The organism is Cryptosporangium japonicum (genome assembly GCF_039524755.1).
Lineage (GTDB): Bacteria > Actinomycetota > Actinomycetes > Mycobacteriales > Cryptosporangiaceae > Cryptosporangium > Cryptosporangium japonicum.
Genome location: NZ_BAAAGX010000023.1, coordinates 211780 through 238615 on the forward strand (window position 1 = coordinate 211780; position 26836 = coordinate 238615).

Below are 26836 nucleotides of genomic sequence, written 5' to 3' on the forward strand. Positions count from 1 at the left end.
CCGGCACTCACCAGGGACTTCAGCTGAGTTCGGCGGCGATCAGCTCGGCGATCTGGGCGGTGTTCAGCGCGGCACCCTTGCGCAGGTTGTCGCCGGTGATGAACAGGTCCAGCGTGTTCGGGAAGTCCAGCGCCTGCCGGATCCGGCCGATGAACGTCGGGTCCGCGCCGACGGTGTCGGCCGGCGTCGGGAACTCGCCCTTCGCCGGGTCGTCGACGACCACGACGTTCGGTGCCTCGGCGAGCGCCTCGTGGGCCTCGTCGACGGTGACCGGCGACGCGAACGTGGCGTGCACCGCGAGCGAGTGGGTCGTCACGACCGGCACCCGCACGCAGGTCGCCGAGACGCGCAGGTCCGGAATCCCCAGAATCTTGCGGGACTCGTTGCGGACCTTCAGCTCCTCGCTGCTCCAGCCGCCGTCCTTGAGCGACCCGGCCCACGGCACGACGTTGAGCGCCAGCGGAGCCGGGAACGGCGACGCCTGGTCGCCGAGCTTCTCGGCCAGCGCGGCACGCACGTCACCGGCGCGGACGCCGAGGTCACGACGCCCACCGACCACACCGAGCTCGTCGTAGAGCCGGTCGACGCCGGGCTGCCCGGCGCCGGACGCCGCCTGGTACGACGCCACGACCAGCTCGGTCAGCTGCCACTTCGCGTGCAGCGCGCCGAGCGCGTCCATCATCGTCAGCGTGGTGCAGTTGGGGTTCGCGATGATCCCCTTGGGGCGCGAAGCCGCCGCCGCACCGTTCACCTCGGGCACCACCAGCGGAACGTCCGGGTCCATCCGGAACGCGCCGGAGTTGTCGACCGCGACCGCGCCGCGCGACACCGCGATCGGCGCCCACTGCGCGGACACCTCGTCGGGCACGTCGAACATCGCCACGTCGACGCCGTCGAACACCGACGGCTCGAGCAGGCGGACCTCCACCTCTTCACCCCGGACGACGAGGCGCTTGCCGGCCGACCGCTTCGAGGCGACGAGCCGGATCTCGCCCCAGACGTCGGCGCGCTCGGACAGGATCGAGAGCATCACGGTGCCGACCGCACCGGTGGCGCCGACGACGGCGAGGGTGGGCTTCCTGGTCATCGTCCGCTCCCCGCGTAAACAGTGGCTTCCTCGTCGGTGCCGAGCTCGAACGCCTCGTGCACGGCACGCACCGCGGCGTCCAGGTCGGTGTCACGGCAGACCGCGGAGATCCGGATCTCCGACGTCGAGATGATCTCGATGTTGACGCCGACCTTGGCGAGCGCCTCGCAGAACGACGCGATGACGCCCGGGTGCGACCGCATACCCGCGCCGACGACCGACACCTTGCCGATGTGCTCGTCGAAGATGAGCCGGTCGAAGCCGATCGTGGGCTGCACCTTCTGCAGCGCGGCCATCGCCGCCGGGCCGTCGGCCTTCGGCAGCGTGAACGAGATGTCGGTGCGCGCGGTCGCGGCGGCCGAGATGTTCTGCACCACCATGTCGATGTTGATGTCGGCGTCGGCGACCGTGCGCAGGATCGACGCGGCAATACCGGGCTGGTCGGGCACGCCGACGACGGTGATCTTCGCTTCGCTCCGGTCGTGCGCGACGCCGGAGATGATCGCCTGCTCCACGGAAGGGTCCTCCATCGACCCGGCCACGATCGTGCCGGGCTTGTTCGAATACGACGAGCGGACGTGAATCGGGATGTCGTAACGCCTGGCGTACTCCACCGACCGGAGGTGCAGGATCTTCGCGCCGCAGGCGGCGAGTTCCAGCATCTCCTCGTACACGACCGTCTCGAGCTTCTTGGCGTTCTTCACGATCCGCGGATCCGCGGTGTAGACGCCGTCCACGTCCGTGTAGATCTCACAGACGTCGGCTTTGAGCGCCGCGGCGAGCGCGACCGCCGTGGTGTCGGAACCACCGCGGCCCAGCGTCGTGATGTCTTTGGTGTCCTGGGCGACGCCCTGGAACCCGGCGACGATGGCGATCGCGCCCTCGTCGACCGCGCCCTGGATCCGTCCGGGCGTCACGTCGATGATGCGCGCGGCGCCGTGCCGCGCGGTGGTGAGCACACCGGCTTGCGAACCGGTGAACGAACGGGCCTCGTACCCGAGCGAGTGGATCGCCATCGCGAGCAGCGCCATCGAGATGCGCTCACCCGCCGTCAGCAGCATGTCGAGCTCGCGTCCCGGGGGTACCGGGGCGACCTGGCCGGCCAGGTCGAGCAACTCGTCAGTGGTGTCGCCCATCGCGGAGACCACGACGACGACGTCGCTGCCGGCTTTCCGGGTAGCGACGATGCGCTCCGCTACCCGCTTGATCCGCTCAGCGTCGGCGACCGAGGAGCCGCCGTACTTCTGTACGACGAGTCCCACGTCGCTCCTTCCGTACGGCCCGGCGGGTCGCACCCACCAGGCAGAGTTCCGTGCCCAGGGTACCGGCGGTCGCAGCCCCTTTAATCAGCCGCAGCACCCCGGGTGGTATCCGATTGACCACTCGTGGGAGACTCGTCACGTCGCGCCATCGTCAGGTCGCCTTCCGTCAAGACACCACGGAATGTCACGTTTACCTGTTACTGGTGTGACCACATGCGCGCCACCTCCCACGTTCGGAGGATTCCGCAACGCCGGGTAGACGAGATTCTCACCCGGTATCAGGTCATTGCGGGACATCTGGCCCCACTACGAACCGTCGCGCTTTCCACGTCGTCTGGATCGTGGTGCAATGCCACAGCGAACACCGCCGGTGGGTGAGAATGGCTCATCGGCCGCGGGGGCGCGTTTCGCCAGTAGCGACAGTAGACGGAGGAGTCGTGCCCACGTCCCTCAAGGGCTTACGTCCGGCCGCCACCTCAGAGGGGCCGGTCAGGCGGGTCCCGAACGCCGGAACGCCCTCCGAGGACCGGAGTAACTCGGGCAACGAGCAGCCGGTCAATCGGCCGCTCACCCGCAGCCAGCGCTTCCTCGGTAACGCTCCCATCCGGGTCAAGGTTGTTCTCATCACCTTGGTCCCGCTGATGGCTATGTTCCTATTCGCGGGCATCCTCACGTACATCGTGACGGACGAGGCCCAATCGGCCCAGCAGGTGCAGCAGCTCGCGCGCCTCGGTAGCCAGTCCTCGACGCTCGTGAACGATCTTCAGCTGGAGCGGTCCGCGGCCGCGTACTACGTCGCGGACCCCGGCAACAACGAGAACCACCCGCCGCTCCGCCGCTTCATCGATGCGGCCGCGGCGACCGACGCTTCCCTGCGTCAGTTCCTGAGCGAGTCCGGTCGCCTCGACGCCGACACCAAGGCGCCGATCCAGAGCGAACTGCAGAGCGTCACCCGTGGCTCGACCACGCTCGTCAACCAGCGCAAGAACCTGCTCGAGCAGGCACGCAAGGGCGGCGTCTCGGTCGGCCTCGCGGCGCAGAAGTACGACACGCTCATCGGCGACCTGCTCAAGATCGGCGACAACCTCGCCGGCGCGGCCGACGACCGGCAGCTCTCCGACCAGCTCACCGCCGTAGCCCTCTTCTCCAACTACAAAGAGGCGATCGGCAAGGAGCAGGTCCTCGTCCTCGACGTCCTGGTCGAACAGAAGAAGAAGTTCACGAACGACTCGTTCAAGGAAGTCGACCGGGCCGCCACCCAGCAGGAAGTCTTCAACAGCCAGTTCGGTGAGACCGCGACGCCGACGCAGCGCGAGATCCGCAACGACACGGTCAGCCAGGAGAGTCAGTACCGCTCCTCGGCCAACCGGGTCCGCAACACCGAGATCGGCCAGCCGATCGGCACCACCCAGGTCCAGTGGGTCGCGGACAGCACGCAGCTGAACTCGGTGCTCCGCAACGTCGAGGAGAAGCTCAACGCGGACGCCGTCAAGGCCGCCGCCGACTTCCGCGACGACGCGATCCGCAAGACGATCATCGTCATCACGGTGGCGCTCGCCGCCCTGGTCATCGCTCTGCTGGTCTCGCTGGCCGTCGCCCGCTCGATGGTCCGCCCGCTGGTCCGGCTGCGGTCCTCGGCCCTCGAGGTCGCGTACCAGTCGCTGCCGGAGGTCGTCCGCAAGCTGCAGGACGCCGACCAGCAGACCGCCGCCCAGGCGAGCGCCGAGACCAGGGCCCGCACGCTCGACATCCGCTCCGGCGACGAGATCGGCCAGGTGGCCCAGGCGTTCAACGCGGTCCACCTCGAGGCCGTCCGGGTCGCGTCCGAGCAGGCGCAGCTGCGGCAGAGCGTTTCGACGATGTTCGTCAACCTCTCCCGCCGCTCGCAGCTCCTGGTCGACCGCCTGATCCGCTTGATCGACGGCCTGGAGCAGGGCGAGCGCGACCCCGACCGCCTCTCCGAGCTGTTCAAGCTCGACCACCTTGCCACCCGAATGCGGCGGAACGACGAGAACCTCCTGGTCCTCGCCGGTGCCGACGCCGGTCGCCGGTGGACCCGCCCCGCGCCGCTCGTCGACGTCCTCCGTGCCGCCACCGCCGAGGTGGAGCAGTACACCCGGGTCAAGCTCGGTTCGATCGACGACTCGGTGGAGATCTCGGCCTCGGCCGTGAACGACCTCGTGCACCTGGTCGCGGAGATCCTGGAGAACGCGACGTCGTTCTCCTCCCCGCGCACCGACGTCGTCGTCGACTCCCGCCGGGTCGGTGACCACGTGATCATCGAGATCGAGGACCAGGGCATCGGCATGAGCCGCGAGCAGCTCGCGGAGTTCAACGAGCGCCTGGCCAAGCCGCCGGTCTTCGACATCGCGGTCTCCCGCATGATGGGCCTGTTCGTGGTCGGCCGGCTGGCCTCCCGCCACGGCGTCAAGGTCATGCTGCGTGACGCCTCCGGTGGCGGTGTGCTGGCGATCGTCACGCTCCCGTCCGGTGTTCTCCACGGCGACCAGCCGGTCGTCCCGGCGCCGCTGCCGGCCGCCGAGAGCGACGAGCACGGCGACCGTCCGGTGGAGCGGGTCACGTCGGAGCGGGTGGACCGCACCGGCGAGCAGCCCGCGTTGCCGGCCGCGAACGCCCCGTACGCCCCCACCGGGAACTTCGGCGCTCCGGCGCCCGGTCAGCCGCCGTTCGGTGGTGCCCCGCAGCTGCCCCCGACCCCGTTCGGTGGCAACCAGCCCCCGTTCGGTCAGCCGCAGCAGCCCGAGCAGCCGTTCGCTCCGGCCGCCGAGCAGAACGGGTCCGACCCGTGGGCGCAGCGCAGCGCACCGCCGTTCGGTGGGGTCCGCCAGGACGCCGAGCAGCACGACATCCAGCGCGAGCAGTACGGGCCGCCGTCGCAGGGCCAGCCGACCGCACGGGATCTGTTCGGTCCGGTGACGCCGGAGCCGCTGCCCCGCCGCGACGAGCGGGACGACAACGCCGCGCAGGGCTTCCCGTTCGCCCCCACCACGCCGACGCCGGCCCAGCCGCCGTTCACGGCGCCGGGCGCGGTCGAGGAGCAGCCCGACCCCAGCTGGTCGGAGCCCACCCGGCCGGTGCCGATCATCCGTGACCCGGCGGCCGCCGCGGCCACCGGAACGCACAGCATCCTCGGTGACCTCCGGCCGGAGCCCGCACCGAACGAGGCCCGCGAGCCCGACCTCACCTGGAGCACCGGCGGGATCCCGCGTCCGGTCGCCGACGAGCAGTCGTCGTCGAACGCCGCGCACACCCAGCCGGGCTTCCCGGTGGCCCAGCCGAAGCCGGCCGGCCCGACGCCGGGCGCTCCGACGCCGCTTCCGGTCCGCGACCCGTTCGCGAGCCGCGAGGCCCAGGTGCCGCAGCAGCAGACCCGGCCGATCGCCCCGACCGGTCCGCTGGCGCCGACCAGCCCGGCCGCGGCTCCGGCGGCCCAGGCCGCTCAGGCACCGGCGCAGAAGGCTCCCGAGGCCGCTCCGACCTCGCCGAGCCGGGCGGGTGGCGGTTCCGCCGCCGACGCGATGGCCGCGCTGCGGCGCGAGGCCACGGCCGACCGGTCGAACACGACCGGTGCGCAGAAGATCTTCCGCGCCGGCCCGTCGGACCCGCCGAACTCCGACCCGACGATCGAGATGCCGCTCCCGATCTTCGACGCGATCGAGTCGGAGTGGTTCCGGTCGCGCACCACCGCGGCACCGCGTAACGGCAGCAGCAGTAACGGCTCCTCGTGGTCGCCGCCGCGGGTGCCGGAGGCGCCGGGCGCCACCCGGGCCACCGTTCCGGACGAGAAGGAAGCGCCCGAAACCACTCGCCTTCCCGAGGCGCCGGTCTCCCCGGTGGTCGGCGGCGAGGTGCCGTTCGCGCAGAGCGCAACGGCGGCTTGGAGCCGTCCGCGCCCGAACGGCGCCAACGGGAGCAACGGCACCAACGGGAGCCACGCGGACGAGCCGGCCACCCCCAGTGGCATGGAACGGCAGGAAGAGCCGGTCAGCGTCGGTGCTGCACGCCAGCCCGCGACGGCCGCATGGGAGTCTCCGGCGGACGCCGGATGGCGCGCTGCGCAGGCAGTCGCCGAAGCGGCTCCCAGCAGTACCACCAAGACGGGTCTACCGAAGCGTGTTCCGATGGCACACTTCGTGCCGGGCCGTGTGGAAACGGCGGCGAAGAAAGCTCCTCGCCCGACTTCCCACCGGTCTCCCGAGGCGGTGCGGGGCGTCCTGTCCAGCTACCGCAGCGGTCTCGAGCAAGGGCGTCAGGCCGGACGCCCGTCCCCGACCGGTACGACCCTTGCCGGCTCACCTGAAACGCAGGAGGAGATGTGAGCTCGCTGAGCCACGATGCCCAGAACCTCAACTGGCTGGTGGCGAACTTCGCCAACCGAGTCCCCGGCATCGCCCACGCCGTGGCCGTGTCCGCCGACGGACTGCTGTTGGCGGTCTCCGACGGCCTGCCTCGGGACCGGGCCGACCAGCTGGCAGCCATCGCCTCGGGCCTGGTGAGCCTCACCCACGGCGCGGCGCTCTGCTTCGAGGGCGGCAGCGTCAGCCAGACCGTCGTCGAGATGGACACCGGCTTCCTGTTGGTCATGTCCATCAGCGACGGCTCTTCGCTGGCCGTTCTCGCATCGCGTGCGTGTGACATCGGTCAGGTCGGGTACGAGATGGCACTGCTCGTGGAGCGAGTGGGACAGGTGCTCACACCTGCCCTACGCTCTGAACTCCACGCCAGCCTTCCGCGCTGAGGGACGACAGGAGACGTCGCGCGATGAGTACCGAGTACGTCGACCAAAGCGGGCCGCTGGTGCGCCCGTACGCGATGACCGGGGGGCGAACCAGATCCCGGGTCGACATCGCGATGGAGGCACTGGTCACGGCCACCGCACGCGGTGACCGTGAGGCCGGATCAGCCCGGCACGAGTGGCAGAGGATCGTCGAGCTCTGCCAGCAAGTGCAGTCGCTGGCGGAGATCGCGGCGTACCTCGGCACACCTCTCGGGGTTGCCCGAGTAATCGTCGGCGACATGGCCGAGGCCGGAATGCTGGACGTGCACGAGCCCGGCAGGCTCGACGACCAGCTCGGAACGTATCTGCTGGAAAGGGTGCTCAGTGGACTTCGGAAGCTCTAGCCCCGGCCGCCCGCCGCGGGTGACGGCGAGCCGCGCCACCTCGGCCAAGATCGTCATCGCGGGCGGGTTCGGCGTGGGCAAGACCACGCTCGTCGGGTCGGTTTCGGAGATCCGTCCGCTCACGACGGAGGCGGTGATGACTGCCGCCGCGATCGACGTCGATGACGCTTCGAAGATCCCGGGGAAGTCCACCACCACGGTGGCGATGGACTTCGGCCGTATCACGCTCGACGAGGACCTGATCCTGTACCTGTTCGGTACCCCCGGACAGACACGGTTCTGGTTCATGTGGGACGAGCTCGTGCGTGGCGCCATCGGTGCGGTCGTGCTCGTCGACACGCGTCGGCTGGCCGACTGCTTCGCCGCCGTCGACTTCTTCGAGCAGCGTGGGCTGCCCTACGTCGTCGGTCTGAACTGCTTCGACGGCATTCAGCCGTACACGACGCAGGACGTGCGTGACGCACTGACGATCGGCCAGGAAGTGCCGATCATCAACTGCGACGCCCGTGGCCGCGAGTCGACCAAGGCGCTGCTGATCTCGCTCGTCGAGTACGTTTTACGTCTGCGTGGCGCGGCTCCGGCCGGCGTCGGCAGCTGATCCGTCTCCACCCGGAAGGGCGCGGCGATTTGCCGCGGCCTTCCGTGCTGCTACGGTGAAAGACGTGCGGATGGTGGGACTGCTCCTTCTTTGCCGCGGCGAGGCCAGTTAACGAGCCGGCTTCCTCGTCGCGGCGCTTGGCGTGCTTGCCGGCTTGCACCAGCCAAGACTTCAGGAGCACCCAGCAATGAACCGCAATCCCCAGCGCCCCAGCGGGATGCCGATCCACCGCTATACGCCGTTCACCCCGATCGATCTGGCCGACCGCACCTGGCCGGCGAAGCAGACCCTCGAGGCGCCGCTGTGGTGCGCGGTCGACCTGCGTGACGGCAACCAGGCCCTGATCGACCCGATGAGCCCCGCGCGGAAGCGCAAGATGTTCGAGCTGCTCGTCAACATGGGTTACAAGGAGATCGAGGTCGGTTTCCCGGCGGCCAGCCAGACCGACTTCGACTTCATCCGGCAGATCATCGAGGACGACCTGATCCCGGACGACGTCACGATCCAGGTGCTGACGCAGTCACGCGAGGAGCTGATCCACCGCACGTTCGACGCCGTCCGCGGCGCGAAGCAGGCCATCGTCCACCTGTACAACTCGACGTCGACGTTGCAGCGGCGGGTCGTGTTCGGCCTGGACCGCGAGGGCATCACCGCGATCGCCACGAACGGCGCCCGGCTGTGCCAGAAGCTGGCCGAGTCGATGGGTGACACGTTCATCCGCTTCGAGTACTCGCCGGAGTCCTACACGGGCACCGAGCTGGAGTACGCCGCCGAGGTCTGCAACGCGGTCAGCGACATCTGGGAGCCGTCCGACGACCGGCCGGTGATCCTGAACCTGCCCGCCACCGTCGAGATGGCCACGCCGAACGTCTACGCCGACTCGATCGAGTGGATGAACCGGAACCTGGCCCACCGCGAGAACATCATCCTGTCGCTGCACCCGCACAACGACCGCGGTACCGCGGTGGCCGCCGCCGAGCTGGGCGTGCTGGCCGGGGCCGACCGCGTCGAGGGCTGCCTCTTCGGCAACGGCGAGCGCACCGGCAACGTCTGCCTGGTGACGCTGGGCATGAACCTGTTCAGCCAGGGCATCGACCCGATGATCGACTTCAGCGACATCGACGAGGTACGCCGCACGGTCGAGTACTGCAACCAGCTGCCGGTCAACGAGCGGCACCCCTGGGGCGGCGACCTGGTCTACACCGCCTTCTCCGGATCGCACCAGGACGCGATCAAGAAGGGCTTCGAGTGGATGGAGCGGGACGCCAAGGCCGCCGGCGTCGACGTCGACGACTTCCGCTGGGCCGTCCCCTACCTGCCGATCGACCCCAAGGACATCGGCCGCACCTACGAGGCGGTCATCCGGGTCAACTCGCAGTCCGGCAAGGGCGGCGTCGCCTACGTCATGAAGACCGAGCACCAGTTCGACCTGCCGCGCCGGCTGCAGATCGAGTTCTCGCAGGTCGTGCAGAAGATCACCGACAACGAGGGCGGCGAGGTCAGCCCCGAGGCGATGTGGTCGGTGTTCCGCGACGAGTACCTGCCGAACCCCGACAACCCGTGGGGGCGGCTGGCGCTGCGTGGTTACCACAACGTCGGTGACCAGGTCTCGTTCGACATCGTGCTGGACGGCACGGAGAAGACGATCGAGGCGTCCGGAAACGGGCCGATCAACGCTTTCGTGACCGCGCTGGACGCGGCCGGCATCCCGGTGCGGCTGCTCGACTACACCGAGCACACGATGTCCGCCGACAGTGGCGCCAAGGCCGCGGCGTACATCGAGTGCGCGATCGGTGAGGACCAGGTGCTCTGGGGCGTCGGCGTCGACACGAACATCGTGACGTCGTCGCTGAAGGCCGTGGTGAGCGCCGTCAACCGGGCCTACCGGCCCTAACCGCGTTCCTCGGTGCGGTAGGCCCGGAAACCGCGCGCCTGGTAGTTGGGCAGCGCGTTCGGGTGGTCCTGCGTCGACGTGTGCAGCCACACACGGGTGACGCCGGACCGCAGCGACCAGGCCTGCCGCACCGCGAGCGTCAGCACGTGCCCGCCGATGCCGCGCCCCACCGCCTCGGGCACCAGACCGAACGTGTAGATCTCGACCTCCGGCGGGGCGTCGATCATGTCGACGAGCCCCACCGGTTCGTCGTGGTGGGTCACCGCCCAGCTGTGCAGCCCCGGCTTCGCGAATTCGGCCGCCCACTCCTCGTCGGTGCGGGTGACCGTCCGCCAGCCGTGCGGCTCCCCGATCCGGACGGCCAGTTCCCGGACCAGCTCGGGGCGGTCGGAGATCGGCAGCAGCGCCACGCCGTCGGCCTCGCGCCCCGGCCGCAGCTCGGCGGGCGAGGTCATTTCCACGTACGTTCGGGTGTAAGTCATCGCTGTCCGTAGGTCGCGAGACGCGCGGTGGCGTCATCCAGCTCCACGCCGTCCAACAAGCGCGGAATCATCCCCGAGGACAACACCCGCAGCGCGACCTCGCAAACCCATTCCAGGTAGACGGCTCGCTCGTACGCCTCCGACAGCGACTTCCCGACCGCTACCGCGCCGTGGTTACCCAGCAGGCACGCCGTGCGGTCCTCGAGCGCGCTGACGGTACCGGCCGCCAGCGCGTCGGTGCCGTACTCGACGTAGGGCGCCACCCGGGGCGACCCGCCGAACAGCCCCAGGTAGTAGTGCACGGCCGGGATCTGCGGCACCAGGCACGACAGGGCCGTGGCCGCCGTCGAGTGCGTGTGCACGACCGCGCCGACGTCCGGGCGCGCCGCGTAGATCGCGAGGTGCAGCGGGAGCTCGCTGGTGGGCTTGAGCCGCGCGTCCACCGGGGTGCCGTCCAGTGCGTACAGCCCGACGTCTTCCGGGCACAGCGAGGCGTACGGCACGCCGGTCGGCGTCACCGCGACGACGTCCCCGTCCCGGGAGGACACGTTCCCGGCCGTTCCGACGACCAGACGGTCGGCGACCATCCGCTGGCAAACTTCGGCGATCGCGCCCCGCTCGGTCACGATCGGGATCTTCTCACCCCACCGCGACCGTTTCGTCGTGGGAGTACATGGCGTCCTGGCGCCGCTGCTCCTCGCCCTGCGCGATCGGGGCGTCCAGCCAGTCCTCCGGAATGCCGAAGCCGTCGACCAGGAACGACGCGTGCGGACGAAGCTCACGGCAGAGCTCGTTGACCGTGCTCGTGACGCGCTTGGCCCGGCTCGGCGTCATCCGGCCGTGCCCGAGGAACCAGGCCAGGTCGGCCTCGATCGTGGAGAGTGCGTACAGCGCCCGGACACGCTCCAGCAGCTCGCGCAGGTCGTCACTCACGTCCGGAACCACGAAGGCTTCCAGCAGCACCCGCTCGACGTGCACACGGGCCAGCCGCAGCACGTGGTCCTGCGCGTCGTTGAACACCGCGAACGCGTCCGCGTCCGGTTCGCCGGCCTTGCGGAGCCGCTTCGCGAGTCCTTCCAGGACGTGCTTCTCCCGGTCCTCGAACAGCGCCAGGTGCCACTCGTGGTCACGCAGGTCGCCCTCGCCGAAACGACGCAGCACCGACGTCCGCTCGGTGACCGCGTCCCACACCTGATCGGCGAGGAAGCGCACCATGCCCAGCGCGTCCAGATCACCGAGCTGGTCGCGGTAGCCGGTGAGCAGGCCCTTGGCGACCAGCTGCAACAGCACCCGGTTGTCACCCTCGAACGTGGTGAACACGTCGGTGTCGGCACGCAGCTGCGGCAACCGGTTCTCGGTGAGGTAACCGGCGCCGCCGCAGGCCTCCCGGCACGCCTGGATCGTCGCCGACGCGTGCCAGGTCGCCACCGCTTTCAAGCCCGCCGCGCGGGCCTCCAACTCCCGCTGCTCGACGCCGTCGGGCGCGTTCCCGTCCGCGAGGCCGTCGGCCGGCTGGAGCTCGTGCAGGGTGCGCACGAGATCTTCCTGCGCGAACCGCAGCGCGTACGTCTTCGCGAGCGCGGGCAGCAGCGCACGCTGGTGGGCGAGGTAGTCGAGCAGCGCCACCTCGCGGTCCCGGCCCGGTGCGGCGAACTGCCGCCGCACGTCGCCGTACCGGACGGCGATCGCCAGCGCGGTCTGGGTGGCGCTACCGGCTCCCCCGGCGACGCTCACCCGGCCACGCACCAGCGTGCCGAGCATCGTGAAGAACCGACGGCCGGGGTTCTCGATCGGGCTGGAGTACGTGCCGTCCTCCGCGACGTCGCCGTAGCGGTTGAGCAGGTTCTCCCGCGGGATCCGCACCCGGTCGAACCAGAGCCGCCCGTTGTCGACGCCGTCCAGGCCGGCTTTGCCGCCGCAGTCGCCGATCCGGACACCCGGGCACGGGTTGCCGTCCTGGTCCCGGATCGGCACCAGGAACGCGTGGACCCCGTGGTTCTCGGTGGTGACGAGCTGGGCGAACACGACGGCCAGCCGGGCGTCACGGGCGGCGCCGCCGATGTAGTCCTTGCGCGCGGCCTCGTGCGGGGTCTCGACGACGAACTCCCGGGCCTGCGGGTCGTAGGTGGCGGTGGTGCGCAGGTGCTGGACGTCGGAGCCGTGGCCGGTCTCGGTCATCGCGAAGCAGCCGGGCAGCTCCAGGCTCATGACCGCCGGGAGGTACCGCTCGTGGTGCCGCTCGGTGCCCAGTGCCTGGATCGCGCCGCCGAACAGCCCCCACTGCACGCCGGACTTCACCATCAGGCTCAGGTCGCCGTAACCGAGCATCTCGAACGACGCGACCGACCCGCCCGTGTCCCCCAGGCCGCCGTAGCGCGTCGGGAAGCCGAGCCGGGAGTGCCCGACCGTGGCGAGCTGCTGGAGCAGCTCCCAGACGCGCTGACGGTGGGCGTCCCGGTCGAGGTCACCGGCGAGCCCGAACTCGGGCCGCCGGAGTGCCTTGCGGGCCTCCTCGCGGACCTCGGCCCACTGTCCGTCGAACACGCGTCGAAGCTCTGCCGGATCGCTCATCCTGGGCTCCTCGCCTCCGTCCCGATGTTACCGGCGAGTACCCCCCGATTCGCTGAACCATTCGCGGGTGTGACCGCTACCCACTTCCGGGAGGAGGTGAGCGGGTGGGGAGCGACACCGAGTTACTCCGGTCGATCGCCGCCGGCGACGCGACCGCGTTGCGGCTGCTCTACGAGCGGCACTCCGGCGCGCTGTTCGGGTACCTCCACCGGCTCGCCGGTGACCGGATGGTCGCCGAGGAGATCCTGCAGGACACGATGCTCGCCGTCTGGCGGTCGGCCGGCTCGTTCGAGGGCCGCGCGCGGGTGACGACGTGGCTCTTCGGCATCGCCCGGCGGCAGGCGCACAACCGGCTCCGCCTGCGGGCCGGGCCGCCGCCCGCGGAGATGAGCGACCGGCCCGACGTGAGCACCGGCCCCGAGGAGTTGGCGATCGCGGCGGCCGGTGGCACGCCGGTGGCCGCGGCGATCGACCGGCTCCCCGGCCATCACCGCGACGTGATCGCGCTGGTCTTCGTGGCCGGGCTACCGCTCGCGGACGTCGCCGAGGTGCTCGGGATCCCCGTCGGCACCGTGAAGAGCCGGCTGTTCCACGCCAGGGCCGCCGTCGCCGCGGCGCTCGCCGCCCAGGAGGTGCCCGAATGAACGAGTTGCTCCCCGCCTACGCCGCCGGCTCCCTGCCCGCGGCCGATCGCGCCCGGGTCGACGCCCACCTGCTGGGCTGCCCCCGCTGCCGCGCCGACCTGTCGACCTGGCAGGCCCTCGCCGCCGCCGCGCCACCGGTCCCCGGCGCGGCCCCGCGCGCGCCGGAGGCCGGACGGATGGTGCGTGAGGTGTTGGCCCGCAGTACGCTCGAGGAGCCGGTCGGGCGGCCTCGCGGTGGGACGCCGACCCGGCGGCTGCGGCACCTCGCCGGGCTGCTCGGCGCCGAGGCCCGGCTGATCCGGCTCGCCGTGCCGATCGCCTCCGCGCTCGTGATGGCGGTCGGTGTCGCCGTCGTGCTGGTCCAAGCCGACCTCGGCGGCCCCGAGCGGATCGCCGACGTGGCGCTCGCCCTGATCGCCCCGATCGTCGCCGCCGCCGGGGTCAGCGGCACGTACCGCTCCGCCCGCGACCCGGTCGCCGAACTGGTCGCCGCCACCCCGACGTCCGAGCGGCTCCTGCTCCTCGTCCGCCTCGCGCTCGTCGTCGGCTACGACCTGGTGCTCGCGCTGGCCGCGTCGGCCGTCCTGACCGTCTCCGGCGCCGCCGGCACCGCCGACCTGAACACGCTCGTCAGCGCCTGGCTCGGCCCGATGATGCTGTTGACCGCGCTGAGCCTGCTCGTCGCGGTCCGCTTCGGCCCGGACGTCGCCCTCGGTGTGGCCGCCGGGCTCTGGGCCGTGCGGGTACTGGCCGTCAGCGTCCTCACCGCGGACGCCTGGCCGGCGCGGGTGATCGTGCCGGCCTGGTCGACGAACGCACCCGTACTGGCGCTCAGCGCCGCGCTCGCGATCGCGGCGGTGCTCCTCGCCGGACGCAGTGAACCTCACCGCGACCACCGCGCTACCCACCCGTTGTGAAACCACTGACCCTCTGGCAGTACGAGGTGCGCCGGGCCGGCTGGTCCGCGCTCCTCGGGCCACCGATCGCCGTCGCCGTCGGCATCGCGGCCGCGCTGGCAAACCCGATGCCGAGCGACACCACGACGGCACGCATCCTGCTGGGCACGCTCGAGATGGCGATCCCGCTCGCGGCCGGTGTCGCCTGCGCCTCGCTCGTCGGCCGGGATCCGGCGGTGGAGCTGCAGCTGACCTCGCCCACGTCGTACCGGGTCACGCTGCTGCGGCGACTGGGCGTGACGCTGGGCTGGGCGGCGGCGTTCGCCGTGCCGACCGCTGCCGTGCTGATCGGGACCGGCTGGTGGGCGCGATGGCCGGCCAACCACGGGGCGCTGGTCGGACAGCTCACCTGGGTGGCGCCGACGCTCGGGCTGAGCGCGCTCGGTTTCGCCGCCGCCGCGGTGTTCCGCAGCCCGGCAGCCGCCGGCGCGCTGGTGACCACGATCTGGGCGATCCAGCAGTTCTTCGCGGGCGCGGCCCAGGAGCACCGGGCGGGCCGGCTCCTCTACCTGTTCGCGACGACCCGCGGCGCGGCGCCGGACGACTGGACCGCCAACCGGCTGACCCTGCTCGGCGCGGCCGCCGCACTGATCGCGCTCGCGCTGGTCGTGCTGGGCCGCGCGGAGCGTCTCATCGGCGAGGAGGACGAATGACCGGCGCGTTCGCGGCGAGTCTGCGTTACGAGTTCCGCATGCAGGTCCGGAAACGCTCGGTGTGGATCGTGCCCGCGCTGACCCTGGTGCTGTTCGTGCTGATCGGCGGCAGTCTGCTGCGTGATCTGTTCGACCCGGCCGAGCGGCCGCCCGAGGCGCGTACCGCCGTGGTCGGCCTGGCCGTGCAGCTCCACGGGCTGCTCGCGATCGGGTTCGGGTGCCTGCTCGCCGACCGGCTGGTGCGCGACGACCGGCTGCGCGTGGCGTCGATCCTGGACGCCACCCCGGCCGAGCCGCGGGCCCGTCTGCTCGGCAAGTACCTGGGCGCGGGCGCCGCGACCGCCGTCCCGATCCTGGTCGCCTATCTCGGCTTCGCACTCGCCTACGCGGTCGACAGCGGCGGGCCGGGCGCGATCGGGTGGGCGCTCGTCGCCTTCGTCGTGGTGTTCGTGCCGGGGCTGCTGTTCGTGGCCGCTCTCGCGCTGGCCGGGCCGCTCGTCGTGCCGGCCCCGCTGTTCCGGGTGCTGTTCGTCGGCTACTGGCTCTGGGGCAACGTCGTGCCCCCGGACACGATGCCGACGCTCTCCGGCACCCTCGTCCACCCGCTCGGCGGTTACGCGCTCACCGCGCTGCTGCACTTCCGCGGCATCGACGGGGAGGACACGCTGGCCGGCCCGGTGTCCGGCGCGACGCTGAACTTTCTCCGGCCCGACCCGACGCCTGCGGTCGCGGTGCTGTCCATCGGCGTGCTGCTGGCACTCGCGGTCGCCGTCCTCGCCTGCGGTCACGCGCTCCGCGTCCGCCGGGCTCGTTGAAGGGAGTTCGTCGTGCGGATCGAGATCTCCGGTCTGACCAAGACCTACCGAGGCGGCGTCGCCGCGCTCGACGGGCTCGACCTGACCGTCCCCACCGGGATGTTCGGGCTGCTCGGCGCGAACGGGGCCGGCAAGACCACGCTGATGCGCATCCTGGCCGGTGTCGTGCGGCCGTCGTCCGGCCGGGTGACGGTGGGCGGCCACGACCTCGCGACCGGTGCCGGGCGCACCGCCGTGCAGCGTGAGCTCGGCTACCTGCCGCAGGACCTGGGCGTCTACCCGGATCTGACGGCCCGGCAGTTCCTCGACTACGTGGCGCTGCTCAAGGGCATGGACGACCGTGCGGTGCGGCGGCGACGCGTCGGGGAGCTGCTCGAGGTCGTCGCGCTGACCCCGCACGCCGACCGCAGGCTCCGCGGTTTCTCCGGTGGCATGCGTCAACGCGTCGGGATCGCGCAGGCGCTGCTCGCCGACCCGCAGCTGCTGATCGTGGACGAACCGACGGCGGGACTCGACCCGGAGGAGCGGATCCGCTTCCGGACGCTGCTGTCCCAGTTCGCCGGCCGGCGCACCGTGCTGCTGAGCACCCACATCGTCGACGACATCGCGCAGACCTGCCGGGAGGTGGCGGTGCTGGCGAAGGGGCGGCTCATCTTCCGCGGCACGGCCGACGAACTGGTCCGCCGGGCCGACGGCCGGGTCTGGTCGGTCGTCACCGACGGGCCGCCCCCGACCGAGGGCACGGTCGTGTCCGCGTTGCCGCACGAGAACGGCATGCGGTACCGGGTCGTGGCGGCCGACGCCCCGGGCCCCGGGGCCCGGCCGGTCGACCCGGCGCTCGAGGACGGCTACCTGGCCCTGACCACCAACTGACGGTGGGGCGCCCGGCCACCCGGGCGCCCCACCGGTCAGTGGCCGGGCGGGAGGGTGCCGGCGATCTCCGCCGTCACCGTCTGGACGCTCGACGCGCCCAGCGCCTCGGACGCCTCGACGAGCTCCGGACGCACCTCGTGCGGCTGGATCTTGCCGTCGCGGATGTCCTCCGCCCAGTGGCACGCCACCCGGTGCCCCGGGCCGAGCTCGCGCATCTCCGGGCGCTCGGTGTCGCAGCGCGTCTCCTGGCGCCACGGGCACCGGGTGTGGAACCGGCAGCCGCTCGGCGGGTTCGCCGGCGACGGCAGGTCACCGGCGAGCAGGATCTGCTGCCGGTTGTCCTCCACCAGCGGGTCCGGCACCGGCACCGCGGACAACAACGTCTTGGTGTACGGGTGCAGCGGCTCCTCGTACAGCTCGGTGCTCGTCGCCTCTTCGACCAGGCCACCGAGGTACATCACGCCGACCCGGTCGGACGTGTGCCGCACGACCGCGAGGTCGTGCGCGATCAGCAGGTAGGTGAGGCCGTAGCGCTCCTGGAGGTCCTCCAGGAGGTTGAGCACCTGCGCCTGCACCGACACGTCGAGCGCGGAGACCGGCTCGTCGGCGACGATCAGGTCGGGCTTGAGCACCAGGGCCCGCGCGATACCGATGCGCTGACGCTGACCGCCGGAGAATTCGTGCGGGTACCGCCGGAGCGCGCTGGCCGGCAGACCGACGGCGTCCAGGATCTCCTTGAGGGTCTGGTGGCTGTCCTTGCCCCACAGACCGTGCGCCTTGAGCCCCTCCGACAGCGTCGACTCGACGTTCTGCCGCGGGTCCAGGCTGGACAGCGGGTCCTGGAAGACCATCTGCATGCGACGCCGCGCCTTGCGCAGCTCTTCGCCCTTCAGCTCCCGGAGGTCCTCGCCCTCGAACAGCGCGGAACCGCCGGTGGGCTCGACCAGCCGGAGCAGACCCCGGCCGAACGTCGTCTTGCCGCAGCCGGACTCGCCGACCAGGCCGTAGGTCTCACCACGCTCGATCGACAGCGAGACACCGTCCACGGCGTGCACGTGCCCCACCGTGCGGTCGAAGAACACTCCGCGCTTGATCGGGAAGTGCACCTGCAGGTCTTTGACGTCTAGAAGGACGCTCACTGAGTTACCTCCTCGACGACGGCCGGCTTCTCGACCGGGTTGAAGCACCGCAGCAGCCGACGGCTCTCGGCGTCCGGCTCCAGCTGGGGCGTCGACGACACGCAGGTGTCGATCTTGTTGTCGCAGCGCGGAGCGAACGCGCATCCCTCCGCCCACGGCAGCGCGTCGGCCACCGAACCGCGGATCGGGGTGAGCGCCTGGCCCCGGGGGGCGTCCAGCCGCGGCACCGACCCGAGCAGGCCCGACGTGTAGGGGTGCCGGGGCTGGGCGAACAGCCGGTACCGGTCGGTGTTCTCGACGACCTTGCCCGCGTACAGCACGTTCACCGTGTCGCAGAGCCCGGCGACCACCCCGAGGTCGTGCGTGATCAGGATCAACGCGCTGCCGACCTCGTCGACCAGACGCTCGAGCAGAGCCAGGATCTGGGCCTGCACGGTGACGTCCAGCGCCGTGGTCGGCTCGTCCGCGATCAGCAGACGCGGACGACAGGCGAGCGCGATCGCGATCAACGCGCGCTGACGCATACCGCCGGACAGGTGGTGCGGGTAGTCCTTGAGGCGCCGCTGCGGGTCGGGGATGCCGACCGCGGTGAGCAGGTCGGTGGCCTCGGCCTTCGCCTCGCCCTTGTGCATCTTGCGGTGCCGCTCGAGCACCTCGGTGACCTGCTTGCCGATCGGCAGCACCGGGTTGAGCGAGCTCAGCGGGTCCTGGAAGACCATTCCGATGTCGCGGCCGCGCCGGTCGCGCATCTGGTTCGTCGACAACTTCAACAGGTCGACGTCTTCGAACTGGGCCGATCCGCCGACCTCGACACCGCGCTTGGGCAGCAGGCCCATGATCGCCAGCGACGTGACCGACTTACCGCAGCCGGACTCGCCGACCAGGCCGACGGTCTGGCCCGGTTCGACGCTGAAACTGACACCGTCGACGGCACGCACGGGCTTTTCGCCGCGGCGTCCGAACGTGACGGTCAGGTCCTTGACCTCGAGGAGAGCCATGGAGTTACCGCCGGTTCTTGGGATCGAGAGCCTCACGGAGCGACTCACCGAACAGGGTGAAGCCGAGCGCTACCACGATGATGCAGAGCGCCGGCCAGATCGCCAACGACGGCTGGATGTCGAAGTAGGTCTGGGCGTCACCCAGCATCGCGCCCCACTCGGCGCGGTTGGGGTCGGCGTCGCCGAGGCCCAGGAACGACAGCGCGGCGGCGTCGATGATCGAGGTGGCCAGCGTCAGCGTGGCCTGGACGATCACCGAGGACAGCGAGTTGGGCAGCATGTGCCGCAACACGATCGACCGTTCCGGGACGCCGAGCGCTCTGGCGGCCAGCACGTGGTCGGCATGTCGTTGGGCCAGCATCGCGCCGCGCAACAACCGCGCGAAGATCGGCACCGACACGATCGAGACCGCGGCGATGACCGTCCACTGGTTGGCGCTCTTGAAGACCGCGGCGATCGAGATCGCGAGCAGCAGGCTCGGCACCGACAGCAGGATGTCGACGAAACGCATCAGCACGGTGTCGACCCAGCCGCCGACCGCACCGGCGACGCCACCGAGCAGCATGCCGATGATCAGCCCGGCCAGCGTGGCCACGACACCGACGATCAGCGACTGACGTGCGCCGACGATCAGGCGGCTGAGCACGTCCCGGCCGTTCTGGTCGGCGCCGAGCGGGAACCCGTCCCGCGCCGGCAGCGGCGAGTTCTGGCGCACCTCGTCGATCAGGTAGCGGACGTAGGGGTCCTTCGGCGCCAGCAGCGGAGCGAAGATCGCGACCAGGACGAACAGGAGCACGATCACCGCGCCCAGGATCGCCACCGGGTTGCGTGAGAGCCGGCGGAACGCGTCCCGGCTGAGGCTGTCGCCGTGCTCGGCGAGCTCGTCGATGCGGTCCTTCTTGCGGGTCAGCAGACTCGTCATCGCACACGCACCCGGGGGTCGATCAGTGCGTAGGAGAGGTCGACCAGCAGGTTGACCAGCACGTACGTCAACGCGGCGACGAGGATCAGCGCCTGCAACCGCGGGTAGTCACGTTTCTCGATGCCTTCGGCGAGCAGCGAGCCGATCCCGCCCCAGACGAACACCTTCTCGGTGAGCACCGCGCCCGCGAGCAGCAGGCCGGCCTGCAGACCGATCGTCGTCGACACCGGCAGCAGACCGTTACGCAGCACGTGCCGGTTACGGATCGTGCGTGACCGGAGGCCCTTCGCCTCGGCGGTGCGGACGTAGTCCTCGTTCAGGACGTCCAGCACGGAGGCGCGGGTGATCCGGACGATGACCGCCAGCGGGATCGTGCCCAGCGTGATCGCCGGCAGGATCAGGTGCTTGAGCGCATCCCAGACGACGTCCCACTCGCGGGTCATGATCCCGTCGAGGATGAGGAAGCCGGTGATTCTCGTCTGATCGAGGCCGGCGGTGACCCGCCCGGACGGCGGCAGCCAGCCCAGGTCCACCGCGAACCACGACTTGAGCATGTAGCCGAGGAAGAACACCGGCACGGCGACGCCGATCAACGTCGCGATCACCGTCGCGTTGTCGAAGAAGCCACCGCGGAGCTTGGCCGACAGATAACCCAGCGGGATACCCAGCGCCACCGCGAACAGCAGCGCGGCGAAGCTCAGCTCGATCGTGGCCGGCAGCGCGTCGGCGAGCTCGGCGCCCACCGGGCGCGAACTGGCCAGCGACGACCCGAAGTCACCGGTGAACACGCGCCCGATGAACTTGGCGTACTGAACCCAGATGGGCTGATCCAGCCCCAGCGTGTGGTTCAGAGAAGCGATCTTCTCCGGGGTGGCCTTGTCGCCGAGGAGTGCTGTCGCCGGCCCGCCCGGCAGCGAACGCAGCCAGATGTAGAGCAGGAACGACAGCACGAACAGCGTCGGGATAACGCCGACCAATCGGCGCACGACGTACCGAAGCATTTAGGTCCTTAAACGGGAGCGTCCCCCGAGTCGGGCTGGATCAGCCCACACCCGACCCGGGGGACGATGGAACTCAGCTCTTCGAGACCGTGTAGAACCGCTCGTCGGTCAGCGGGCTCGCGACGAGACCGTCGATGTTGCCCGCGGTCGCGATCGCCGGCGGCGAGTGCGAGATGGGCAGCGCCGGCAGGTACTTGCCCAGCAGGTCACGGTTGACCTGCTTGTAGGCCTCCTCGCGCTTCGTGGCGTCCGGCTCGGCGTCCGCGGCCGCGATCGCGGCGAACGCGGTCTTGTCGGTGAAGCCGAACTCCGGCTTCTCCCGGCCGAAGAACGTACCGACGAAGTTGTAGGCGTCGTTGAAGTCGCCGGTCCAGCCGAGCAGGTGCAGGTCGTGCTTACCGGCCTGCTGGATGTCGTCCTTGTAGCCACCGTTCCACGGGCGAGCGACCGGCTCGACCTTGATGCCCACCGCGGTCAGGTCCGCGGCGATCGAGGTGTAGATCGCCTTGGGGTCCGGCATGTAGGGCCGGGTGACCTCGGTCGGGTAGTAGAACTTCAGCGACAGGTTCGACGCACCGGCGGCGGCGAGCAGCTGCTTGGCCTTGGCCGGGTCGTACTTGTACTCGGTGACGTCGTCGGCGTACCCGGTGAGCGTCTTGGGCATGAACTCCTTGGCCACCTCGGCACCCTCGGGCAGCTTGGTCTTCACCAGCTGCTCGCGGTTGACCGCGTAGGCGATGGCCTGCCGGACCCGGAGGTCCTTCAGCTTCGGGTTCTTCTCGTTCATACCGAGGTAGAGGACGTTGAACGCCGGGCGGACCTCGACCTTCATGCCCTTGCCCTCGAGCGCCTTCCAGTCCTGCGCGGCCGGGAAGTCGATGATGTCGACCGCACCGGACTCGAGCTCCTGCTTACGCGCGGACTCCTGCTCGATGGTGCGGATGACGAGCTTGGCCGTCTTGGCCTTCTCGCCCCAGTAGTCCTCGTTGCGGACCAGCGTCGTGGTGCCGTTCGAGGCGTCGTACGACTGGAACTTGTACGGGCCGGTGCCGACCGGGTGCTCGGTCGCGTAGGCGGCGTAGGTGAAGCTGTCGCCGGACTGCGTGACCTTGTCCGCGTCGTACTTCTTCAGCGCGGTGGGGCTGGAGATCGAGAACGCGGTGAGCGTGAGAGCCGCGGGGAGAGCGCCCCGGAACTTGTTCAGGCTCATGACCGCGGTCGTCGGGTTCGTCGCCTGGCAGCTCTTGTAGTACGGGTCGCCGGCGGCGTCGGTCTCGTTCTTGGCGAAGCCGCCGAAAACGTCCGTGTAGTAGATCATCTGGCTCTGGGCGGCAGCGCCCTTCATGTTGAACCAGCGGTCCAGGTTGAAGCAGGCGGCCTCGGCGTTGAAGTCCGTGCCGTCCTGGAACTTCACACCCTCGCGGAGAGTGAAGGTGATCTGCTTACCGTCCGGGCTGACGTCCCACTTCGTCGCCAACGCCGGCTCCAGCTCGGCGGAGCCCGCCTTGTTCTGGATCAGCGTGTCGTAGATCTGACGAGCCGGCCGGAAGCTTTCGCCGTCGTCGTTGAAGATCGGGTCGAAGTTTTTCGGCTTCCCGGTTCCGGCGATGGTCAGGGTGGCATCGCTCTTGCCGTCCCCGCCTTCACCTCGCTCGCTGTCCGCACAAGCCGCCAGCGAGACCGCTAAGCCCACGCTCACTGCGGCGGCGAGTGCCCGTCGGACTCGGTACACGTAACCCTCCCTCAACATCCTTTGACGTGCGGGGACGCTACCGTCGAAAAGGAGCATCGAGGATGGTTGTGCCTGCCTCGTAATGTCACGTATTGGCAACAGCGGAACTTATCCTTGACGTGACGCGTGCAACTGCGCAGGTCGCAAATCCATCTGGAACGGTTCCGTCACCGAGAGTCGCATTTCTCCGCTCGTGGTAGGCACCTGCCAGTACGAGCCGAGTGGGCGATTCGAGCGGTCGCTCGTTGGAATGTCGTCAGATGTCGAGCGAACGACGACCGGAGAACGCGCGACCCAGAGTGACCTCGTCGGCGTACTCGAGGTCACCGCCGACCGGCAGGCCGCTGGCGAGCCGCGTCACGCGCAGACCCATCGGCTTGACGAGCAGCGCCAGGTACGTCGCCGTCGCCTCACCCTCGGTGTTCGGGTCGGTCGCCAGGATCAGCTCCTTGACCAACCCCGACTGCAGCCGCGTCATCAGCTCCCGGATGCGCAGCTGATCGGGCCCGACACCCTCGAGCGGATTGATCGCGCCGCCGAGCACGTGGTACTTCCCGCGGAACTCGCGGGTGCGCTCGACCGCGACGACGTCCTTCGGCTCCTCGACGACGCAGATCACGTCGTCGCCCCGGCGCGCGTCACGACACACCCGACACTCGTCGGACTCGGCGATGTTGAAGCAGATCCGGCAGAACCGGACCTCCACTTTGACCCGGTTGAGCACCTCGGCGAGCCGCTTCACGTCGACCGGGTCGGCGTTGAGGATGTGGAACGCGATCCGCTGGGCGCTCTTCGGGCCGACGCCGGGCAGCCGACCCAGCTCGTCGATGAGGTCCTGAACGGCCCCTTCGTACAACGGGTACCTCTACATCCCCAGGCCGGGCAGGCCGGGCAACCCGCCCGCCAACGGCCCCATCGAATCGGCGGCGGCTTTCTGCGCCTCGGCGTTGGCGGCCCGGACCGCCGCGACCACCAGGTCGGCGAGGGTCTCGGTGTCCTCCGGGTCGACCGCGGCGGGCTGGATGGCCAGCCCGGTGAGCTCACCGGTGCCCGTCACGGTCGCGGTGACCAGGCCGCCACCGGCGACGCCGGTGAACTCGGCCTCGGCCAGCTGGGCCTGGGCTTCCATGATGTGCTGCTGCATCTGCTGCGCCTGGGCGAGAATCGCCTGCATGTCGAGCTGACCACCGGGTTGCACGACGGACTCCCTCTTCGGCGACGGACGACGTTTTCCAGACTACTTGCTGGGGCCAGCGGCCCCGTACTTCAGTCGATCTGACGCGCACCCAGGTGCTGTTCGAGCAGCGCGATGGCGTCCTTCTCGGAGTCGACGGCCTTCGCGGTGCCGGCCTCGTCCTCGTCGTCGAGCGGCTCGTCGCCGGGGTCGAACCCGTCGTACATGGGGTCGCTGGGTTCCGGCGGGAGCGGCACGTCGTCGTCCTCGACCATGACGCCGACCGAGCCTCTGGGCGGGGTGTTCGCGCCGCGGGAGGCCGGGGCGGTGGCACCGGAGCCGCCGTGACCACCGGCCGGACCGCCGTGACCACCGGCCGGACCGCCGTAGCCGCTTTGGCCATAGCCGCTCTGGCCGGCGCCGCTCTGACCGGAGGCGCTTTGGCCATAGCCGCTTTGGCCATAGCCGCTTTGGCCGGAGCCGTTGGGGCCGTAGGCGGAGCCGCCCGGTGCGGAGCCACCGGTGCCGTAACCGCCGGGCGCGGAACCAGCGGGCGCGGAACCGCCGGGCGCGGCGCCGCCGGCGCCGTAGCCGGTGTCGCCGGAGCCGTGTGTGGCGGGAGAGGCGCTCGTCGGGGCGTTCGACGCGGGGGCCACGGGCTGGCCGCCGACCGGAGCGATCGTCGGCCAGTCGCTACCGCCGGACGCACCCGCGGGCGCGGACGCAGCGGTGGGCATCGGCGGCATCGCCGGCATCGGTACCGGCCCCGGCGGCGGAGCGGGCCCGCGCCGACCAGCGCCACCCCCACCGGAGCCACCGTCGACCTCGGCCTTGATCCGCCACCGCACCCCGAGCACGTCGAGCAGCACCTTCTGCAGCACCGATGTGCACTTGTCGTCCGACAGGCGCCGCACCTCACCCTGGTGCTTCACCCCGACGACGAGTTCGTCCCCCCGCACCTCGCGCGGGGTGGCGTTCTGCACGAGCGCCCAGACCATGCGGCTGTGCTGTTTGGTCTGGTCGACGATCTGCGGCCAGACCTGACGCACCTGCGCCGCATCCATCCCGCTGGTGGCCGCCGCCGCAGCCGCGACCGCCGGCCCGGCCACCCCGGGCCGCGGAGCCGCCCCGTGCGGCGCCACCGGCTGGCCCGCTGCTACCGGCCGGCTCGCTGCTACCGGCTGACTAGCCGGCGCGGGCTGGCTCGCCGCCACCGCGGGGCCACCCGCCGAGCCCGCCGCGGGACCGGCCGCAACCGCGGAGCCACCAGCCGCCGAGCCACCAGCCGCCGAGCCACCAGCCGCCGGGCCACTTGCCGCCGGGCCACTTGCCGCTGGGCCACTTGCCGCTGGGCCACCGGCAGCGGCGTGGCCACCGGGCCCCGAACCGGCCGAGACCGAACCAGCCGCCGGGCCACCGGACACCGGAGCCGCCGCCGGAGCCGGCGACACCGGGCTGGCCGACACCGCATCGGCGACCGCCTCACCCGCGCCAGGAGCAGCCGGGGCGGGCCGGGAGATCGGAGCCGGAGTCTGCGTGGGCACCACCGCCATCGGCGCCGAGCCGCTCTCCGCGGCGGGCCGCGGTGGCGTGACCGGGGGCGGCGTGGGACGCGGAGGCTCAGCGACCGGCGCCGACTCACCCGACGTCGGCATCGGGGCGCGAACCGTGGCCACCGCCGCCGGCGGGAATCCACCCTCGGCCCCGATCGCGAGCCGCCGCTCCAGGCGCTCGAGCCGCTGCAGCAACGCGGCGTGGCTCTCGTCGGCGGCCGGCAGGATCATCCGCGCGCAGACGAGCTCGAGCAGCAGCCGCGGCGACGTGGTGCCACGCATCTCGACCAGCCCGTTGTGCACGACGTCGGCCATCCGGGACGCGGTGGCCACCCCGAGCTGGTTGGCCACGAGCGTCATCCGCTCCAGTTCGTCGGCGGGTGCGTCGACCAGGCCCTTCGCGGCGGCGTCGGGCACGGTGGCGAGGATCACCAGGTCACGGAGCCGCTCGAGCAGATCGGACGCGAACCGCCGGGGATCGTGCCCGGCCTCGACCACCCGGTCGACGACGCCGTAGAGCGCGGCGCCGTCGTCGGCGGCCAGCGCGCCGGTGGCCTCGTCGAGCAGGCCCGAATCGGTGACCCCCAGCAGCGCGACCGCGTGCTGGTAGGTGACGCCGTCGGTGCCGGCGCCGGCGAGCAGCTGGTCGAGGATCGACAGCGAATCACGCGCCGACCCACCACCGGCCCGGACGACGAGCGGCAGCACGCTCTTCTCGATCTGCACCTTCTCGTCGGTGCAGATGCGATCGAGCAGCCCGACCATCGTGCTCGGTGGGATCAGCCGGAACGGGTAGTGGTGAGTGCGCGACCGGATGGTCTGCAGCACCTTGTCGGGTTCGGTGGTCGCGAACACGAACTTGACGAAATCGGGCGGCTCTTCGACGAGCTTGAGCAGCGCGTTGAAGCCCTGCGACGAGACCATGTGGGCCTCGTCGATCACGTAGACCTTGAACCGGCTGTTGACCGGCGCGAAGAACGCGCGCTCGCGCAGATCACGGGCGTCGTCCACACCGCCGTGGCTGGCCGCGTCGATCTCGACGACGTCGAGCGAGCCCGGGCCGTCGGGCGCCAGCGCGAGGCAGGAATCGCAGACCCCGCAGGGATCCGGCGTGGGACCGTTAACGCAGTTGAGCGACCGGGCGAGAATCCGGGCACTGGACGTCTTGCCGCAGCCGCGCGGGCCGGAGAAGAGGTAGGCGTGGTTGAGCTTGCCGTTCTTCAGCGCCTGGATGAGCGGTGCGGTGACGTGTTCCTGACCGATGACCTCGGCAAACGTGCGAGGCCGGTACTTGCGGTAGAGAGCGCGGTTGGCCACGGAGCAAGCCTCCCACGCGGGTC

23 protein-coding genes are annotated in these 26836 nt (G+C 70.7%); 10 read left to right on the forward strand and 13 right to left on the reverse strand.

Going from position 1 to position 26836, the window contains the following annotated elements; genetic code table 11:
* Positions 1–19: 19 nt before the first annotated feature.
* Both ABD437_RS28825 and ABD437_RS28830 read right to left on the reverse strand, forming a co-directional pair.
* On the reverse strand, positions 20–1087 hold the full coding sequence (locus ABD437_RS28825) for an aspartate-semialdehyde dehydrogenase (RefSeq protein WP_344652076.1): 1068 nt from the start codon (positions 1085–1087) through the stop codon (positions 20–22).
* Complete coding sequence (locus ABD437_RS28830) at positions 1084–2349, reverse strand: aspartate kinase (RefSeq protein ID WP_344652077.1); 1266 nt, start codon at positions 2347–2349, stop codon at positions 1084–1086. The genes ABD437_RS28825 and ABD437_RS28830 overlap by 4 nt, the downstream gene beginning before the upstream one ends.
* A gap of 641 nt (positions 2350–2990) precedes the next feature.
* Here ABD437_RS28830 and ABD437_RS28835 point away from each other — a divergent pair.
* The 5 genes from ABD437_RS28835 (at position 2991) to leuA (ending at position 9983) form a co-directional block, all read left to right on the forward strand.
* Entirely contained in the window at positions 2991–6689 is a 3699-nt protein-coding gene (locus tag ABD437_RS28835; RefSeq protein ID WP_344652078.1) for a sensor histidine kinase, read from the forward strand.
* Complete coding sequence (locus tag ABD437_RS28840; RefSeq protein ID WP_035847699.1) at positions 6686–7108, forward strand: roadblock/LC7 domain-containing protein; 423 nt, start codon at positions 6686–6688, stop codon at positions 7106–7108. Before ABD437_RS28835 ends, ABD437_RS28840 begins: the two co-directional genes overlap by 4 nt.
* A gap of 23 nt (positions 7109–7131) precedes the next feature.
* Positions 7132–7491, forward strand: coding sequence for a DUF742 domain-containing protein (locus ABD437_RS28845; RefSeq protein ID WP_035847696.1), 360 nt, complete (start codon positions 7132–7134; stop codon positions 7489–7491).
* Positions 7472–8089, forward strand: a complete 618-nt coding sequence (locus tag ABD437_RS28850; protein ID WP_035847694.1) for a GTP-binding protein — start codon at positions 7472–7474, stop codon at positions 8087–8089. The genes ABD437_RS28845 and ABD437_RS28850 overlap by 20 nt, the downstream gene beginning before the upstream one ends.
* Positions 8090–8276: 187 nt before the next feature.
* Complete coding sequence (leuA, locus tag ABD437_RS28855; protein WP_344652079.1) at positions 8277–9983, forward strand: 2-isopropylmalate synthase; 1707 nt, start codon at positions 8277–8279, stop codon at positions 9981–9983.
* On the opposite strand, the gene ABD437_RS28860 is transcribed toward leuA, so the two are convergent.
* From ABD437_RS28860 to ABD437_RS28870, 3 genes are read right to left on the reverse strand one after another with little or no spacing between them, the layout of a single operon-like run.
* Positions 9980–10465 (reverse strand): GNAT family N-acetyltransferase, encoded by a 486-nt coding sequence (locus ABD437_RS28860; RefSeq protein WP_344652080.1) that lies wholly within the window; start codon positions 10463–10465, stop codon positions 9980–9982. The genes leuA and ABD437_RS28860 overlap by 4 nt on opposite strands.
* Positions 10462–11100, reverse strand: coding sequence for a class II aldolase/adducin family protein (locus ABD437_RS28865; protein WP_344652232.1), 639 nt, complete (start codon positions 11098–11100; stop codon positions 10462–10464). Before ABD437_RS28865 ends, ABD437_RS28860 begins: the two co-directional genes overlap by 4 nt.
* A 4-nt stretch (positions 11101–11104) precedes the next feature.
* Positions 11105–13036 (reverse strand): acyl-CoA dehydrogenase family protein, encoded by a 1932-nt coding sequence (locus tag ABD437_RS28870; RefSeq protein ID WP_344652081.1) that lies wholly within the window; start codon positions 13034–13036, stop codon positions 11105–11107.
* Positions 13037–13140: 104 nt separating this feature from the next.
* Between ABD437_RS28870 and ABD437_RS28875 the strand changes: the two genes are divergently transcribed.
* From ABD437_RS28875 to ABD437_RS28895, 5 genes are read left to right on the forward strand one after another with little or no spacing between them, the layout of a single operon-like run.
* Positions 13141–13680: an RNA polymerase sigma factor gene (locus ABD437_RS28875; RefSeq protein ID WP_344652082.1), complete on the forward strand. Its 540-nt coding sequence runs from the start codon at positions 13141–13143 to the stop codon at positions 13678–13680.
* The gene (locus ABD437_RS28880; RefSeq protein ID WP_344652083.1) at positions 13677–14597 is read left to right on the forward strand and encodes a zf-HC2 domain-containing protein; all 921 of its coding nucleotides are present in this window, start codon (positions 13677–13679) and stop codon (positions 14595–14597) included. Before ABD437_RS28875 ends, ABD437_RS28880 begins: the two co-directional genes overlap by 4 nt.
* Positions 14594–15289: a hypothetical protein gene (locus ABD437_RS28885; RefSeq protein WP_344652084.1), complete on the forward strand. Its 696-nt coding sequence runs from the start codon at positions 14594–14596 to the stop codon at positions 15287–15289. Before ABD437_RS28880 ends, ABD437_RS28885 begins: the two co-directional genes overlap by 4 nt.
* On the forward strand, positions 15286–16104 hold the full coding sequence (locus ABD437_RS28890) for a hypothetical protein (RefSeq protein WP_344652085.1): 819 nt from the start codon (positions 15286–15288) through the stop codon (positions 16102–16104). Before ABD437_RS28885 ends, ABD437_RS28890 begins: the two co-directional genes overlap by 4 nt.
* 12 nt (positions 16105–16116) lie before the next feature.
* Complete coding sequence (locus tag ABD437_RS28895; protein WP_344652086.1) at positions 16117–16977, forward strand: ABC transporter ATP-binding protein; 861 nt, start codon at positions 16117–16119, stop codon at positions 16975–16977.
* Between the two features lie 35 nt (positions 16978–17012).
* On the opposite strand, the gene ABD437_RS28900 is transcribed toward ABD437_RS28895, so the two are convergent.
* The 8 genes from ABD437_RS28900 to ABD437_RS28935 all read right to left on the reverse strand — a co-directional run bounded on the left by ABD437_RS28900 (position 17013) and on the right by ABD437_RS28935 (position 26813).
* A complete protein-coding gene (locus tag ABD437_RS28900) occupies positions 17013–18116 on the reverse strand; it encodes an ABC transporter ATP-binding protein (RefSeq protein WP_344652087.1) in 1104 nt (367 codons plus the stop codon).
* Entirely contained in the window at positions 18113–19114 is a 1002-nt protein-coding gene (locus ABD437_RS28905) for an ABC transporter ATP-binding protein (RefSeq protein WP_344652088.1), read from the reverse strand. Before ABD437_RS28905 ends, ABD437_RS28900 begins: the two co-directional genes overlap by 4 nt.
* Before the next feature lie 4 nt (positions 19115–19118).
* Positions 19119–20036: an ABC transporter permease gene (locus ABD437_RS28910; RefSeq protein ID WP_344652089.1), complete on the reverse strand. Its 918-nt coding sequence runs from the start codon at positions 20034–20036 to the stop codon at positions 19119–19121.
* On the reverse strand, positions 20033–21037 hold the full coding sequence (locus tag ABD437_RS28915) for an ABC transporter permease (RefSeq protein ID WP_344652090.1): 1005 nt from the start codon (positions 21035–21037) through the stop codon (positions 20033–20035). The genes ABD437_RS28910 and ABD437_RS28915 overlap by 4 nt, the downstream gene beginning before the upstream one ends.
* A 73-nt stretch (positions 21038–21110) precedes the next feature.
* Positions 21111–22787 (reverse strand): ABC transporter substrate-binding protein, encoded by a 1677-nt coding sequence (locus tag ABD437_RS28920; RefSeq protein ID WP_344652091.1) that lies wholly within the window; start codon positions 22785–22787, stop codon positions 21111–21113.
* A 238-nt stretch (positions 22788–23025) separates the two neighbouring features.
* Complete coding sequence (gene recR, locus ABD437_RS28925; RefSeq protein ID WP_035847663.1) at positions 23026–23625, reverse strand: recombination mediator RecR; 600 nt, start codon at positions 23623–23625, stop codon at positions 23026–23028.
* 9 nt (positions 23626–23634) lie between these two features.
* Positions 23635–23967, reverse strand: coding sequence for a YbaB/EbfC family nucleoid-associated protein (locus ABD437_RS28930; protein ID WP_035847661.1), 333 nt, complete (start codon positions 23965–23967; stop codon positions 23635–23637).
* Between the two features lie 68 nt (positions 23968–24035).
* Positions 24036–26813 (reverse strand): DNA polymerase III subunit gamma and tau, encoded by a 2778-nt coding sequence (locus ABD437_RS28935; RefSeq protein ID WP_344652092.1) that lies wholly within the window; start codon positions 26811–26813, stop codon positions 24036–24038.
* Between the last annotated feature and the right edge of the window lie 23 nt (positions 26814–26836).